Annotated in this window: 9 protein-coding genes; 2 read left to right on the top strand and 7 right to left on the bottom strand. The window is 40.4% G+C overall.

From position 1 onward, the window contains the following. From GSQ74_RS06745 to GSQ74_RS06735, 3 genes are all read right to left on the bottom strand, one after another. Entirely contained in the window at positions 1-690 is a 690-nt protein-coding gene (locus GSQ74_RS06745; protein WP_158991398.1) for a DUF4157 domain-containing protein, read from the bottom strand. Further along, positions 680-883 (bottom strand): hypothetical protein, encoded by a 204-nt coding sequence (locus tag GSQ74_RS06740; protein WP_158991396.1) that lies wholly within the window; start codon positions 881-883, stop codon positions 680-682. The genes GSQ74_RS06745 and GSQ74_RS06740 overlap by 11 nt, the downstream gene beginning before the upstream one ends. Positions 884-1,227: 344 nt before the next feature. Continuing rightward, positions 1,228-4,014 carry a DUF5695 domain-containing protein gene (locus tag GSQ74_RS06735; RefSeq protein WP_216846683.1) on the bottom strand — a complete coding sequence of 929 codons (2,787 nt, stop codon included), beginning with the start codon at positions 4,012-4,014 and terminating at the stop codon, positions 1,228-1,230. A 237-nt stretch (positions 4,015-4,251) separates the two neighbouring features. Between GSQ74_RS06735 and GSQ74_RS06730 the strand changes: the two genes are divergently transcribed. Further along, positions 4,252-7,824 (top strand): family 43 glycosylhydrolase, encoded by a 3,573-nt coding sequence (locus GSQ74_RS06730; RefSeq protein ID WP_158991393.1) that lies wholly within the window; start codon positions 4,252-4,254, stop codon positions 7,822-7,824. 134 nt (positions 7,825-7,958) lie between these two features. Here the strand turns inward: GSQ74_RS06730 and GSQ74_RS06725 are convergent, their stop codons facing one another. Then, on the bottom strand, positions 7,959-10,250 hold the full coding sequence (locus tag GSQ74_RS06725; protein ID WP_254060824.1) for a S9 family peptidase: 2,292 nt from the start codon (positions 10,248-10,250) through the stop codon (positions 7,959-7,961). Positions 10,251-10,552: 302 nt separating this feature from the next. On the opposite strand from GSQ74_RS06725, the gene GSQ74_RS06720 reads away from it, so the two are divergent. Further along, positions 10,553-12,328: an aminopeptidase P family protein gene (locus GSQ74_RS06720; RefSeq protein WP_158991391.1), complete on the top strand. Its 1,776-nt coding sequence runs from the start codon at positions 10,553-10,555 to the stop codon at positions 12,326-12,328. Between the two features lie 50 nt (positions 12,329-12,378). Here GSQ74_RS06720 and GSQ74_RS06715 read toward each other — a convergent pair whose 3' ends face one another. From GSQ74_RS06715 to GSQ74_RS06705, 3 genes are all read right to left on the bottom strand, one after another. Further along, on the bottom strand, positions 12,379-13,833 hold the full coding sequence (locus tag GSQ74_RS06715) for an APC family permease (RefSeq protein ID WP_158991388.1): 1,455 nt from the start codon (positions 13,831-13,833) through the stop codon (positions 12,379-12,381). Between the two features lie 48 nt (positions 13,834-13,881). Beyond that, positions 13,882-15,705: a DUF885 family protein gene (locus tag GSQ74_RS06710; protein WP_158991386.1), complete on the bottom strand. Its 1,824-nt coding sequence runs from the start codon at positions 15,703-15,705 to the stop codon at positions 13,882-13,884. A gap of 186 nt (positions 15,706-15,891) precedes the next feature. Further along, positions 15,892-16,794: an AraC family transcriptional regulator gene (locus tag GSQ74_RS06705; RefSeq protein WP_158991384.1), complete on the bottom strand. Its 903-nt coding sequence runs from the start codon at positions 16,792-16,794 to the stop codon at positions 15,892-15,894. Between the last annotated feature and the right edge of the window lie 22 nt (positions 16,795-16,816).

Here is a 16,816-nt window from a genome sequence, read left to right as displayed (position 1 = left end):
TTATTCCATCAAGTTTATCGATTGAAAATATTTTTTTTCCATTATTTCTTCCTTTAAAAACTCATTGGTATTCTGGATTTCGGATTGGCTAATTAACCTTGAATACCCAATTGAAGCAATGTCCGAACTTTCATCCGCATCTGCTCCTTGAATAATTACTCTTTGGGCAGTACCAAGTTTATTACTTTTTGATGTAACATTTAAAGATTGGTTAGACCTAAGTTGAAAGGCTAAAGCCATAACTTTTTTCCCCATCGAATCTGCTTCTATCTCCAATCCTTCATTATCATTAACTGGAGTTGTACCTTTCATTTGCAAAGTTGGCTGCACTCTTCCCTGCTTCTGCTGCACCACATGCCAGGCCTCATGCGGCAAGTGTTTTTCCTGGCCTGGTGCAATATGTATATCGGTACCGTGGGCGTATGCGTGGGCCTGTAACTGCGCAGGTTTAGGCGAGTTATAATTCACCCTGACATCATTCATACTAATGCCCGAAAGGTTTTCAATCCCGACCTTTAAATTATCGGGCAGGCCTGTATTGTTAGCTTGCTTTTGTACTGGTTCAAATTTTCCATGTACAGGTTCCTCTTCTGTATTTTCTTTCCGTTGTACTATTTTGTTAGTTATATGATTATTTGCTAATACCTGAGAAGCCTCAAATTGCTTTACTTTCGGGCTATTATCTGCCATTTCCTGATACGCTTTCAATTGCTGTACCCGGGGGGCTGTTATTCATGGCTTCCTGTAATTTTCTTTGCGTAATGGCCTCAGGCCTGTTATCAACAAATTTAGACGCAGGGCTATTACTGTTTTGTTTTTGAACAGCTACGCTAGTGAACGCTTGAATTTTGTTTTGTTGGGTTTTGTCGGCGTGCATGCTCATTGTGAAATGATAATTGTGCATCAAGATACACTTTTAGATATAGAAAAGCCTAACATCTCTGTTGAGCTTGTCAAATCGGCTTGATAGTATCCGTAAGTTATAATGATTGGTTAGGATGTCTTAAGTCATCTAAAAATGGCATCAGTTGTTCGATTGTTGTCTCTGCCTCTCCGCCAGCACAAATGCTGCCCATTTTAGTGGGTGGCATTTTTTGTTTCGATACGACCTGAATTTATTCAGAGAAGTAAGGTAGTATGAGCCTTCAGTTATTGCTTTTGTTTAAGCCTTTCTTTTAATAACTACCAAAAATCTCAGAAGCTGTCTAAAAATGATAAAACCATTCTCTATGATCTACTTATTTCTATATTCAGCGGCTCATTAGTCAGGTTAATGACATATGCTCCCCGCTCCATTTTTGAAGGGCTAACTAATTTATATGTTGATGCGGAAGCCCCATTTGCAGGATGCTCTATATGCAGATAAGCCACAGGTGTATATTGATCGGCTGGATTTAATAATACATTCACTTTACCTGTTTCAGGATTAAACGTTACCGATTTAAATGTACCGGCATCTAATGTGAGCCATAAACCTGCAGGGGCAATATAAATACGTGATTTTGCCGCTGTAGTAATTTCTACATTAACCGCATCTGGCTTAATTGTCATGTTGCCGCCAAATACTAACCAGCCCAGCTCTTTATCATGTGTAATATAAGTGGCTGTATTTAATGCGTACCCAAAAAAGTTAGACCCATAATCCCCTGATAAACCGTCAATTTTTAATGTTGATGGATACGAGTGGAAAGCCGCAGGACCGAAACCATCCTGGGTAATATTAGATATAGAGCCCATTACACCGCCATAACCAACACGCAAAAGGTATAAGTCGTTTGGTTTAGCCCGGTATTCGCTTAAAACCGGAATGGCATTTATACCCGAGCCATAGTGATGAAGCTGACGCTCGATACGTTGCAATTTACCACCGTAAAGAAAATCCCAATATCTGCGTGCCGAGCCATTGTACCCCCAGTTAGGGATGGTAGGCATATACCCAAGTATGGCATCGATAGTTATTTCTGCTTTATCTGTATAACCAAAATATTCCGACCATAAATAAACCTCTTCCTGCCCTGTTGAATCCCATGGCATTTCACTACCAAACGGATACATCAATGTACGCCAGTGATCGGCTCTTACTTTCATCGCTTTTTCAAGCAAATCGGCCTTATCATTCCAGCCTTCTGCTTTCAGATCCATTAGTATTTTAAAGAAGACATCACCTTCCATTTGCCCAAATTGCACATAGTATGGCGCTTTATCTATCATTGCCATTGTGGTTTGGTAAGCATTATCCAAATACCATTGCCAGGTTTGCCCGCTAACTAAACCGGTATGGTAACGAGCCAAACGATACATTACCCAATGTGCCGAAGCAACATGTGGATAGTTATATGACCTGCCAATATCATTCGCGGCAACATGGTTCCAGGCCGACCAGGTATTCCAGCGGATACTATCACTGTAAGTACCTTTTGGTAACGAATCAGGTTGATAATAAAACACGCTTTTTTTCACACCGTATTTTTGTTCACCTTCACTATGTTGGATATTGCCCCATAAAGTGTGGTCCACAAAACGTTCCAATTTATCAACTTCAGCTTTATCGGGCTGTACCAATTCCTTCATCATAGCGCCAAGCCATGAACCTGCTCCACCCTCATCACTTAAACCAGCTATCCATGCCCGGTTATCCTGCGTTACCTGCTGCTTTTTATCATAATCATAAGTTATAACAGATTGATCGCGACCGAAAACATCTGATTTATTCTCATACCATTGCTTGGTGGTTAAAAAGTTGCCAAAATCTTTTAAAACATCTGTTTCTGGTTTTATCACCTTATAATTAATAGTTTGGCATAAACCATCAGCATAAGTAATGGTAAGCCTTGCCCTGCCCCATGTTACACCCTTTATATCATACGTTTTCCATTTACTTTCAGATGATGATGCCGGGGTGATAGCTAAGGCACCTTCAGGTTCAACCTGTATGGATTTTACTTCTTTAGGATAATTTAAAAAAAGCTTGGCATTAACATCCTGCGGTAACACATACCCGGGGATACCCACAGTAACAGGACGTTTATTTTCAGCAAGTTTATGCTCAATACCTTTAATAGAATCGGCAAGCAGGAACTTAACACCAAATGAAATCGTTTCGCCCGGATTTAGTTTAACAGAAGTTGGCGTGTTCCAAGGTTCAGCGTTTTTCCATTCATTTTCGGCATATGCTTTACTGTATACCATCCATTCGTAAAAACCTTCAAAATCAATCCCGCGCGGGGTTGGGTCATTGTTTAATGGGTTATAAGCCTCGAAAGGTGTTTTACCAAAAGGCACAACCACTAAAGCAGGGCCATGGCCATTTAAACGGGTAACTTGTAAGTAACCCGCGTCCTTACCAATATATGGGTCGTAAAAAACATTCTCAGCATGAGTTTCCTCAAGCGATTTGCCCTGCATAATGTTATTAAATATCATAGGTATACCTAATGAACCTATCTCAACCACTTTATCACTTTTATTCTTCAACTTGAATTGTAATACTAAATGGCCATCGGCCACCTTCCAATAACGTTGTATGTTTAAAGGAATATCGGCAGGCAACGTGGCTGAAAGATCAGCGGCAGCTAATACAGTTTTACTTTTATTTGGCATAGGGTTAACTGCTGCGCGTTTTGCTGCGGTAGAATATCCCTTCCAATCTGCGTCACCGGCCGACTTTAAACGAAGCTCAATATCTCCTAACTGGTACATGCCATCGCTGCTGCGCACTTTAAGGCGATCACCGGGAGTAAAATCAAATTTTTTATTGCTATTTGGCCTTAAAGCAGCAACAGTTTGTGAGGCTTTAACCAGTTGTAATTGAAAATCAGGAGTTGCATATGTTGATATGCCGCTTTCAAGTCCAAGGGTTGATGGCCTTTTTTCAAGAGCTTTCCATGGATCTTGCGCGTATGAATTATCAACACAAAAAAGACAAAGCGTGATAAGAAAGACACTGCATTTTAAGCGCTGGTTATTACGTTTTTGTGCTGGTTTTATTCTATCTAAAAAGTTGGATATTAACATAGTGTATTCGGGTACTAAAATTTATGATTGTAAAAGTAAAAGTTTAGCCCCCTTACAATTTACTGTAATTTGCCAACTTGTAGCAACTTATTATCCTGTTAATATTATTGAACAGGTGTTTCAGTATCAAAATATTATAACACGTTAATTAATTGCCACATTAGGTTAATTAATGAAAACAATGGGCTTTGTAACCTGCATATATTTGTATAAAGCATTATAAATTCCATCCTGAGTATGCGCTTACGCTCTGTCATTATATTTTACTTTCTTTTACTTTTACCCGGTTTTATACTGGCTCAAAAACCGCAATACCAGGCAGCGGGCAATGGCAATCCGGTAATACCGGGATATTTTGCAGATCCCACCGTTAAAAAGTTTGGAGACACTTATTATATATACGCTACTACCGATGGTAACGGTGGTGGCTTGGGCCCATCGCAAGTATGGACCTCCAAAGATTTTGTGAACTGGACTTTCCAGGATATGAACTGGCCGACAACCCATAACTATTGGGCACCAGATGTAGCGTATGGCAATGATGGTAAATACTACCTGTATTATTGCCAGCCAACGGTTGAAGTATATGGCGCGTCATCATCAACACCTGTTGGGCCGTGGACTCCATTATTTTCCGACGGCAAAGCCGTTGTACCAAATTACCTCGTACCGAAAGTAATAACGCTTGATGGACAAACTTTTAGAGATGATGACGGCAGATTTTACATGACCTGGGGCACATGGGGAATATATCCCGGTTTTGGCTGTGGTGTAGGTTTGCTTAACCCGGATATGCGTTCGTTTTCAAAAACTGGGCAAATACCCAACACGCTTGCCAAAGATTTTTTTGAAGGATCATTTATGTTTAAACGGAAAGGGATTTATTACCTGATGTATTCTTCAGGTTTTTGTGAAGATGGTACCTACCGTGTACAATATGCGCAAAGCAAAACAAGCCCGATGGAAGGTTTTACATTTGGCAAAAACAATCCCATCCTATCAACAAGTGCCGATGGGACAATTCATGGCCCCGGACACAACTCGGTACTGCAAATAGGAGATGATTATTATATCGTCTATCACAGGCATAATAACCCCCACTCGGGCGGTGGCTATAACAGGCAGGTTTGTGCCGATAAATTAGTTTTCGATGCTGATGGTAATATTGAAAAAGTTATTCCAACGCATACAGGTATAGGTTTTTTGGGGCCAAACAGTATCCCTTATCCCGACCTCGCCTATCAGAAAAAGGTAACGGCGTCCTCTTATTATAGCGATGATTACAAACCATCATTTGCTGTTGATGCCAATAACGGCACCTTATGGAAACCTAAGACCAATAACACCACACCACAATGGTTACAGGTGGATTTGGGTAAAGTAACACACGTAAAAAACGTGCTAACTCAATTTGAATACGCGACATGGTATTACCAATACTATATTGAATATTCAACAGATGGTAAACACTGGAGGCTTTTTGCAGATAAAAGAAATAACCTATGGCATGGCAGCCCCTACGTTGACAACGGAGATGTTAAAACAAGGTATATAAAATTGACCATCACCAACACAGAATACCCGGGACTGTACAAAGCTGTTTGGAACTTTAAAATATATGGTGAAGGAAATGCACCTTTAATGCCTGCAAATATTCATACGCCTACTGTAGTTAAAAAATATACGCAAAAGGGCTTATTAATTAATCTTGATGCGAACACCCTGCAACCGGGCGCCATGATAGGCAACTGGAATAATACCGGTATACTTAGTGGCAGCTTTAAAGCCGCAGGCAAAACGCCGTTTGTTGATATTATAGCAGGTAAAAAAGCGGTTGTATTTACCGGACTGCAATCGTTAAAATCATCTTTTAATGTGCCGCTTTCACTGGCGGGTAATAACAGCTATACGGTCTCATTCTGGGCTTATACATCGCAATTGAAAGATGAGAATCCGCTACTTTCCTGGGCAGTGGGCAACGACCAGCTTACAGGCGCGACGTTTGGCTATGGGACCAACCGCGATGCCGGTGCCGCCCAGCATATTGGCTTTGCCGATATTCAATACAACCACACACCCGCAGCAGTTAAATGGCATCATATAGCCATTACTTTCGATGGCACTTTTGAAAAGGTATATGTTGACGGCGAACTAAATAACCAGGAAAATAAAATGCTGTTTGTTAAACCTGCGGAGAACTTTTCACTCGGTAGCAAAAGCAATGGTGAAGCCTACTTTTCCGGGGCGATAGCATCCCTACAGGTTTATGATCGCCCTTTGGCTGATCCATCCATTAAAAACTTGTTCACACAGGTAAAGCAACCGGAAGTAGCTGTATACCTCGATGCTTCCAAATTACCTTACGGCGAATTGCAAAACTGGAAGAATGAAGGTTATATAGGCGGCGGTTTAAAGTCGGTTAAAGGTGGATTGGTTGTAGCAGATGTGGCAGGCAAAATAAGTGCGACTATAAAAGGCAATCAAGCTTTAAAATTAGATCAACCTTTAGGGTTAAAAAACAATTACAGCATCGCTATTAGTGTGTTTACTACCATCACCCAACAACATAAAATGATAGCCGGTTTTATGGGAGCAAGTGAAGATGAAAGCCTGTACACAAGTTCTGCAATAACACGGGGTAAATGGCATTACCTGGTTAAAACCGTTAATGGCAATAACGCGAAGGAATATATTGATGGACAGCTAATCTCTTCATCAAACACTACCCTAAGTACCACTATTGATACCTTACAGATAAGTGCTGAAAATGGGTTCTCAGGTGCTATTGCAGGCATCAGCATTTATAAACACGCGCTCACTGCTGATGAAGTAAAAGACTTGAATAACATTTGGGTAAAAAGCCTTCATGTCCCTATGGACACCGCATTGTTTTACAAACAAAATCCAAAAGCATTAACACCGGGAATAATCAGCATGCAGGCAGGCCATAATATTACAGATACCGCAAGCAATCTGCAATACAACTTTACACGCTTGTTTAATGGCACTATAAAAGAAAGCGGTTGGGTGGATAATCCTTATTATGTTGACTATGGACTTGATTCAAATAAGGGGTACAGTTACACTTTTAAAGTACGGGATAACTTAGGTAACGTAACCTCAAACAGCCCTGTAGCAATGGCATCAACGGCAGCATCCCAATTTGTTGTTTATACCGACACGTTTGCTAACCAGAAAGACTATTTAAATTCAAACACAAGCGCGTCAATCTGGGATGGCTTTATAGGCAAGGGCGATAAACAAACGGCATCAGGAATCAATGCTGTTAACGATACTTTAACCCTATCCTCAGAAGGCTCAAGCTGGGACGGTAACGCGCCTTATGGACCGTTCATCTACAAAAATGTAAAAGGAGATTTTATTGCTGAAGTTGAGGTTAGCAATGTGAGTGGATTAGCCCAAAAGAAAGTATTAGGGAACAACGATGTCGGGCTGATGATAAGAGCCGTCAACAGTTTAACAACAACCGAGCAGCTCCTGCAAAACAGTATCTTCCCCGCATGGAATGTAGGAAATCTTTTAACCAACTTTGTAGATGGAAACCGACAGCAATTAAATAAGCAATCGGGCTGGAATTATAATAAATACCTGCAAATACAGCGCGATGGCAATCTATTCTACCTGCGCACCAGCAACGACAAAATCAATTGGATTAACCTGCCCGGCAGCCCTGTATTACGAAATGATTTAGATCAAAAAGAAGTACAGGTGGGTTTGTATCAATGCACCTACGGGCCGGTCAAAGGCTTTGGAAGTTTCTCAAACTTTAGTTTGGTATTGAGTAAATAATGCTTGTAATTCAACCTCTGACGCTGCGCTCAGTGACGCTTTGCTATTGCAACAAAAAAAGCCTTGCAGTTTTCACATGCAAGGCCATAATTAACCAACCAACCTTTATTATTAACTAAACCTGTTACAAGCTATCAATGTTCGCCAATTTCTCTTCCCGGTGCATCTACATTCAGTAAATGCTTAACAAAAAAATCTCTTTTTTTCCTGCGTCCATAAGGGCCGCCATCGGTATGGTCTGCACCTGGTACCGTAAGCAGATCAAAATCCTTGTTATTTTTTATCAAAGCGTCTACAAAGCGATAGGTTGACTCAGGCGGCACATTTTCATCGGCCTCGCCAACAATCAGTAACAGGCTTCCCCCCAGTTTGCCCGCATTGGTAATGTTTGACTGCTGCTCATAGTGCGGACCAACAGGGTAACCCATCCATTGCTCGTTCCACCATTGTTTGTCAATACGGTTATCGTGGCAGCCACATGCTGATACAGCTGCTTTATAAAAATCTGAATGAAACAATACCGCTTGCGCCGAATTTTGGCCCCCTGCAGATTTACCATAGATCCCAACACGTGTAGTATCTGCTTGTGGATATTTTTTAGCCAACGCTTTTATCCATAAGATGCGGTCAGCAAAACCTCCGTCAATCAAATTCTTCCAGCAAACATCGTGGAAAGCTTTTGAGCGGTTTGCTGTCCCCATACCATCCGCTTGCACTACAATAAAACCAAGCTGCGCTATACTCTGCATTTCGTTAATCGGACTAAAACTTTTCGGTACGTAAGAATCCTGCGGACCGGCATAAACATATTCAATTATAGGATAGCTTTTTGCAGGGTCAAAATCAGCGGGGCGGTAAACCACGCCCCATATATCTGTTTTGCCATCCCTTCCTTTCGCTACAAATACCTCGGGCATTTTTAAGCCTGTTGCCAATAATGCCTGTGTATCGGTTTTTTCAACTTGCATTATCTTTTTGCGGTCATCCGTTTTGCATAATACGGTCACCGGTGCAACATTAACCTCGGAGTAAGTATCCAGGTAATATTTCCTGTCAGGCGAAAACACGACACTATGATTCCCTTTTTCAGGAGTCAGGTCAACCATGTTTTTCCCATCAAAACCTATGCGGTAGTAATGGATAAAATAAGGATCCTCTCCTGGGTTTATGCCGCTGGCTGTAAACCATATTTCGCGTTTTTTGCTGTCAACACTATCAATATCCCTTACCACCCAATTGCCTTTGGTTACCAGTTTTTGGCTACCTGTAATATCATTTACCAGGTAAATATGTCGCCAGCCGTCTTTTTCAGTTATCCATACTATTTCGTGGCTATCGGGTAAATAACGTGTGTATAAACGTTGTTCATAAATAAAGGTATTTGTTTTCTCATCAATAACATTCCGGGTTTTGCCATTGGTTACATCAACCTCAACAACCCTAAAACGCTGGTGTCCTCTGTCAACCTTTTCGTAAGTATAATATCTGTCGCTTCCTTTGCGCCAGTGGGCAGCAGGCGCCCCAAAAAAGTCTATAATATCCGCATCAACCTTAATTTTGCTTTTATCTGCTATGTTAAATATGTAAGGTGTATAAGTGCTGAACGGATCACCCGGCTGATCATATTCATGAGACCTCAATTGCCCCCGCGTTGTACCCGGAACCGAACTTAATACATAATACACCTTCTTTGGCTCAATAGGATTAATCAAATAACCAATAATATGTTTACTATCCGGCGACCATGAGAACTCACCATAAGGCTTATCCAAACTACCATCCCGGGTGATTTGCATTTCCTGATCGCCGCCAATCTGCTTTATAAAAAGGTTTCCTCCTTTGCTAAAGGCGCTCCATTTTCTGTCGGGCGATATAGAATCTCTTTGTACACTTTCCCAGCGATAAGTGCGGGATTGCAGGGGCCTTGAACTGTCGTACCAATTATAAGCGGTATCAGCCGTTTTGGCACATTGATAGGTATTTAAATTACACTGCAACCAGGTAGAGTCCATTTTAAAGGTAACCGATTTACCATCGGCACTAAAAAACATTTTGTTGATGTTAAGTTTTAGCTCATGTACACTAATACCTGTAGCCGTTTTAATACCATCTGCTAAACGTTGCTGATCGAATACTTTTTCTTTGGTGCCTTTTACCGTGTTTACATAGTAATATTCCTGCCCGTTATCCGGCAAATGTTTAACATACCAAAAACTATTATCCTGCTGCCAGTTGGCGTGGATGCTGGCATTAAGCGGGATTGTTTTTAGCAACGAATCCAAACGTTGTTGTTTGATATATGATTGTACAACGTCCTCCTTCGAAGGATAATATTGCTCAAGCTTTTGCTGTTGTGCATATATTATCTGCGCAAAAGTTAAGGCCAAACCACTTAGTAAAACCCGTTTTGAAAAAAGAAACATCATTATGTGTATTTTAGCTATTAGTGCTTACGAAAATATCATTATAAACCATCTGCTTTGTTGAATAAATTAGCTGATAGTAACCATGTTTTAACCCTGCTTATCCGATACCTTAATTAATCTTACACCATAGGGTGTGAAATTTAAACTCAACACGCACTGCTTTTCGACTGTATTTTAGTAAGTAGACATCTTATTTTAGTAGAAAATGTTCAAAAAAATTAAATATGGTTAACAACCGGATAAAATTTATGAAATACAATAAGGTTACTAATAGTAATTTTACCGCGTTAATCCGATGAAAAATGACAACTAAAGAAAAAATTGCCGCCATACGTGAGCAAATGAAGGAAAATAGAGTTGATGCTTACATTATCCCCTCTGCCGATCCGCACATCAGTGAATACCTGCCCGATCATTACAAATGCATTCAGTTTGCTTCTGGCTTTACCGGCTCCGCAGGCACATTGGTTATAACGCAAGATTTCGCGGGCTTATGGACCGATTTCCGATATTTTACCCAAGCTAATGAACAACTGCACAATAGTGGCTTTGAATTAGTTAAATTAAAAATACAACATGCACCTGAATATATTGCATGGCTGCATGAAACGCTTGCAGATAATGCCACAGTTGCTTTTAACGACAGGTTATTGTCGGTATTTTTAGGCCAGCTGTTAGAAAATCAACTGGCAGATAAAAATATTGAATTTAAAAGCTATGATCTTTTAGATTCGATATGGGAAGGCAGGCCAAAATTACCAATAGAACCTGCTTTTTTAATTGATACAAAATACGCCGGACAATCAACCACGGATAAATTAACCACATTAAGAAAATCGCTAAAAGCACTAAAAGCCGATTATCAATTAATATCCTCTTTGGATGATATTGCGTGGTTGTTTAACATCCGCGGTAAAGATGTAAGTTATAACCCGGTTGTTTTAAGCTTCGCATTGGTAAGCGCTAGCAGTGCTGTCTTGTTTATTGATCCGGTTAAATTATCATCTTCAGATGCGGAGGCTTTGCACAAATCAGGCGTAAAAACATTCCCATATACCGATATTGAAGATGCATTGGCCGCATTACCTGAGAATTGCAGCGTATTCATCGACCCAAAAAGAAACTGCTTTGGTGTGTTTAAGTTAATCCCGGTATCAGCAACTTTTATACATGATGTAAACCCCACCACACATTTTAAGGCTACTAAAAATGAAACTGAAGTAGCAAACATGCGCTCAGCGATGGTAAGGGATGGAGTTGCCATGACCCGCTTTTTTAAATGGATGGAAGAAAACATCGGCAAAATTAAGATAACCGAAATTACTGCTGCCGAAAAGCTGAAAGGTTTCCGCGCTGAGCAAGATGGGTTTGCAGGAGTAAGCTTCAATACAATAGGCGGCTACAAAGCTCATGGTGCTTTACCACATTATTTTGCAACCGCGGAAAGTGATGTTGAGATTTTAGAAGAAGGCTTATTTCTTGTTGATTCCGGCGGCCAGTACTTTTATGGCACTACAGATATTACACGCATGATAGCGCTTGGTAACAACACCGAGGAAGAAAGAACCGACTACACACTTGTTTTAAAGGCGATAATAGAGGGCTCTAAAACATTATACCCTAAAGGCACATGCGGTTACCAAATAGATGCGATATGCCGCAGGCCTTTGTGGGATTACGCGATAAACTACGGTCATGGCACCGGGCACGGTATCGGCTTTTATCTGAATGTGCATGAAGGGCCCCAGGTATTAAACCCAACTAACACCGCCGTACCACTTGAAATAGGTATGATTACCTCAATTGAACCCGGTATCTATCGACCTGGAAAACATGGCGTACGTATTGAGAACCTGGTATTAACCATCCAGAATGTGAGCAACGAGTTTAATGATTTCTACTCCTTTGAAACTCTCACACTCGCTTTGATAGATACTACATTGATCAAAAAAGAGCTGTTAGAGAACAGCCATATCCAATGGCTAAACAAATATCATGAAACAGTAGTTGAGCGCTTAAGCCCATACTTAACCGTTGAGGAACAAGCCTGGCTGAAAGAAAAAGCTAAAGCTATATAAAAAGTAAAAGGGGTATATGCCCCTTTTACTTTTTAGTGATATTTACGAATCTAAACCTCTGCAACCTCTTCCGTTAAAGGCTTTTGGTTACGCACTATCAAATAATACGCGGGGATGCCTGCCAATGTAATAATCAATCCCGGCCAGGTATAGTTAGGTTTAAATTTGATAAGTAGTATACAAAATGCAAGCCCCATAATAATATAAAGTATTGGCAATACCGGATAGCCAAAGGCTTTGTAAGGGCGCTCGGCGTTGGGGTGTTTTTTGCGAAGGATAAATATGCCGATGATGGTAAGCATATAAAATACAACTACCACAAATGATATCATATCCAGCAGATCACCATATCTGCCGCTTAAACCCCATATGCAGGCAAACAGGCATTGTATCCATAAACCATAGCCCGGTACCGCATTTTTGTTAAGAATGCCGGCTTTATTAAAAAACAGTCTGTCTTTAGCCATGGAGTAATATACCCTTGCTCCTGCCATTATCAAACCGTTATTGCAACCAAAGGTTGATATCATGATCAATACAGCTATGATAATTGTACTCGCGCTACCAAATATATGCTGCGATGCTGCTACCGCTACCCTGTCTTTATCAGCAGTTGCTATTTCGTGGAGTGACAGCACACCGGTATACATAATATTGGTCACAATATAAATAACGGTCACAATCAGGGTGCCTAATGCCAGGCTTAAGCCAATATTTCTTTTAGGGTTCTTGATCTCCCCGGCTATAAACGTTACGTTATTCCAGGAGTCGCTGCTAAAAATAGAACCAACCATTGACGAAGCAATTGCCCCTAAAGCAGCCACGGTGGTGTATGATGAAAAAGAACCGGATGTATTTAAAGCATGCAAATTCCAGGCATTGCTCCAATTGGCTTTCCATATATCGCCCTTAAGCGCAAAAAAACCAAATATAATCAATCCAAACAAACTTAGCAGTTTGGTTAATGTGAAAGTAGTTTGTATTACCTTACCACTTTTGATACCCCGGGTATTAACATAAGTAAGCAGTACAATAAGCACCATTGATACCAATTGTGCTGCACTGAAGGTAAAAAATCTTGCCTGCCCAATACTATTAACCCCAGTTTGAATCTTCCACAAAATATGCTCATCGCTTACAGCCGGAACCAGATAGGCCATAAATTTAGAGAAAGCTACCCCTACCGCGGCTATGGTAGCGGTTTGTATCACGGTAAAAAAACTCCAGCCATATAAAAACCCTACTAATGGGTTATATGCCTCCTTTAAATAAACATATTGCCCACCCGCCTTTGGGTACATGGCACTTAATTCGCCATAACTTAACGCGGCGGTAAGTGTCATAAAACCTGTTACCAGCCAAACAAAAATAAGCCATCCCGCACTGCCTACGCTCCGGGTAATATCTGCGCTTACTATAAATATACCGGAGCCTATCATGCTGCCTGCTACAAGCATAGTGGCATCAATTAATCTGAGGGATGGCTTAAAAGGAGTGTTGCTCATTGATTTCTTTCGGGATGATAATTGATACAGATAGTTTAATTATGGAATCTATTTATTGAAATCGTAAAACCTCCAATTGGTCTTAAAGTCTTTGCTTAATGGCGCCCCTGTAAGGGTAGCTCTTATCATCTCAACCGGGATAAGATTTTCCTTCATTACCGCATCATGGAATTGTTTATAGGTCATTTTTCCGCTATCAACCAGTTCGTGTTTCAGGCTCATGAATTGTAAAGCACCCACCAAATACGCAACCTGGTAAAGCGGACTATAATCACCCTGGAATGAACGCCTTACTTCACCTTCGGCATTTGCTTTTTCATGGCCTACGCTATCTACCAAAAAGTTGATGCATTGCTGCGGGGTCCAGTTACCTAAATGATAATTAAGCGAGAAGATAATACGCGCGCAACGGTGCATTCTCCAAAACAACATCCCCAAACGTTGCTCAGGCGTTTGCGCAAAACCTTTGTCGTACAATAACAATTCCCAATAAACCGCCCAACCTTCAATATTAAATGGTGTTGCAAAATCCTGGCGATATGGTTTATAACGCGAATCCATAAAATATTGCAGATTATGACCCGGAATAAGTTCATGCTGTACAGTAGCAGTCGAAAAATCAGGGTTATTGCCACGCATGCTCATCAGCTTGTTATCTTCTTGCATGCTATTGGTTGGGTAAGATATGCTAATCTCCTTACCGCCTGTAAAAAATGGATTTACCAATTGCCTTTGCGGGCTCATCATAATCATTCCCCAGGTTTCATCAGCCAATGGAGGTATAGTTATCAGGTCTCTCGCTTTAATAAAGTCTAATGACCTGTTATATATGCTTACAATCAGCTCCGGTTGTTTACCGGCTTCTACATAGCTGTTTTTAACTTGTTCCAATGCCTTTTTCCAGTCGTTACCATAACCCATCTCCTGCGATGCTTTCAGTACTTCCTTATTGCACCAGGCAAATTCTTTATTAGCCAATTTAATCAATTCTTCCGGTGTATAAGGGATCATTTCAACATTTAGCTGGTTAATCAATTCCTCACGACCGATTGGTACGCCCACAATGCCGCTGGTATCAGCTTTTTGCATGGTGTGCAATTTTCCCTTTTTTATAACCTGATTGCTATATGCGTCCAGGGCGCTATCCAATGCCCCATATGGCGCAGGTGCCCACCAGGTAAACATTGGATCATAACCATTATAAAAATCGTAGAAGTTCTTTAGGCGGCTCTTTAGTCCTATTACAGCATCATGTGCCGTTATCGCCAATGGCATGTCTAAAGATTGAAGCTTACTAAACTGGGCTGACTCTGATTTAAGCTCTTTTAGTACAGTATTAAGCGTATTAGCAACTTGCTGTCCGTTTACACTGGCACCGCGCCTGCGCTCCTTTTCTAAAAAATAAATGCTATCCGCAAAAGGGATATATTGCTTTATGCTGCTATATTTTTGTTCCTGTTTTTGAAGATAGTCTAGTTCAAATTGTATTTTTTTCTTTAGCAAGATATAGTCAACCTTACCATAAACACTGATGGAGTTAAAATCTATCTGATCAAGTTGTTTTAAATAATCATTATTTACTTCTACCAGTCTTTTTCTTTGTTCTGGCGAAAAGAATACCGGGTCTTTATCCTGATATTCCTGATTGGGATCAAGATGGTAGGGCCAGTAAAATTCTTTGATGGCCTGAATATCCTGCCCATATTGGATAACCGTACCGCTTACCTCCGTAGCCTGCTCATACATACTTGCCGGAACATTGGCAGTTTGGGCCTTTGCAACAGGTGCTGATGAAAGCAGGTATACGAAAAAAAGTGGGGCAATAAATAATTTTGATAAAATGCGGAACTGGTATTTTTTACAATAAATCATGATGAATAGGGTTGCCCTGCAACAAGGTTTGTAATACCTGAATATTGCCTGGATTTAACTTATAGCGTTATATGCTATAGCAAAAATAAAAGGATTGGTAACCGCAAAATCACCTAAATTATCTGTTACTAACTGTTTTTTACCTAATACCGCAGATTTAAAAAGTATACAGTTATATCAAGATAATTAGCTTGCTATTTTTGAAAGGCTCTTTACGTTTTTGAAATAGTTATCGAGGTATTCGCGTGGTGATATGCCAATTACACATTTAAAAACACGATTAAAGTTGGTGATGCTTTTAAACCCGCATTTGTATGCAACTGTTGATATGCTTTCAAATTTATGTGCTGTAAGTTTTTTACAGGCTTCGTTTATCCTTATCTCATTTAAAAAAGAGATAAAGGTATGGCCGGTATGTTTTTTAAAGTACCTGCAGAATGACTCAGGTGTCATATAAGCCTCCATCGCTACATCTTCAAGAGTGATAGGTTCACTATAATTTTGCATAATGTAGTTGTAGATGTTTCCTATCCTTATACCTTCGTTTTCGGTAATCGCGGGTATGCTGCCATATGACGAAAGCGGCTCAACTTTATTATTGACCTTAAGCAAGCTATCAAGCAAATTAAAGAATTGCATCAATTGCTCAGGACCAGATGTATTTTTAATGGCGTTCATTACCTGCGATACTTCATGGAAGTTATCATCAGGGATCTTAAATCCTTGCTGATGCTGTTGCAGGAATATTTTAAAGGTCTTCATTTCAGGAAGATCAAATAACCCGGCCAAAACTCCATCGGGATTAAAAAATATGGTGAAGGCTTTGATTGACCGTCCACTATCGGAAGCAAAATATTCAGGACTGCTTTTAAACAGATGAGGCAAGTTTGCGCCAAGAAGGTATATTTCTCCTGATGTGTAATCATGCATATTATTCCCTGCTATTAGGGTTCCCTCACCACGCTGTACCCATGTAATCTGCGCTTCAGTATGGCGATGTAAGTAAGGATAATGATAAGGTAACTCTACCTGATCAATTATTACGCTCTTGTCATGAGCTACCGGGATGGTAAATTGCAGTACTTTCATGAGATGATCCTTTAATTAATTA

Source organism: Mucilaginibacter sp. L196 (assembly GCF_009765905.1).
GTDB lineage: Bacteria > Bacteroidota > Bacteroidia > Sphingobacteriales > Sphingobacteriaceae > Mucilaginibacter.
This window is presented reverse-complemented; position numbering and strand designations above follow the sequence as displayed.

Excerpts from the sequence above, each read along its gene's own strand:
- GSQ74_RS06745 (WP_158991398.1), bottom strand. The coding sequence starts at position 690 with ATGGCAGATAATAGCCCGAAAGTAAAGCAATTTGAGGCTTCTCAGGTA.
- GSQ74_RS06740 (WP_158991396.1), bottom strand. The coding sequence starts at position 883 with ATGAGCATGCACGCCGACAAAACCCAACAAAACAAAATTCAAGCGTTC.
- GSQ74_RS06735 (WP_216846683.1), bottom strand. The coding sequence starts at position 4,014 with ATGTTAATATCCAACTTTTTAGATAGAATAAAACCAGCACAAAAACGT.
- GSQ74_RS06730 (WP_158991393.1), top strand. The coding sequence starts at position 4,252 with ATGCGCTTACGCTCTGTCATTATATTTTACTTTCTTTTACTTTTACCC.
- GSQ74_RS06725 (WP_254060824.1), bottom strand. The coding sequence starts at position 10,250 with ATGATGTTTCTTTTTTCAAAACGGGTTTTACTAAGTGGTTTGGCCTTA.
- GSQ74_RS06720 (WP_158991391.1), top strand. The coding sequence starts at position 10,553 with ATGACAACTAAAGAAAAAATTGCCGCCATACGTGAGCAAATGAAGGAA.
- GSQ74_RS06715 (WP_158991388.1), bottom strand. The coding sequence starts at position 13,833 with ATGAGCAACACTCCTTTTAAGCCATCCCTCAGATTAATTGATGCCACT.
- GSQ74_RS06710 (WP_158991386.1), bottom strand. The coding sequence starts at position 15,705 with ATGATTTATTGTAAAAAATACCAGTTCCGCATTTTATCAAAATTATTT.
- GSQ74_RS06705 (WP_158991384.1), bottom strand. The coding sequence starts at position 16,794 with ATGAAAGTACTGCAATTTACCATCCCGGTAGCTCATGACAAGAGCGTA.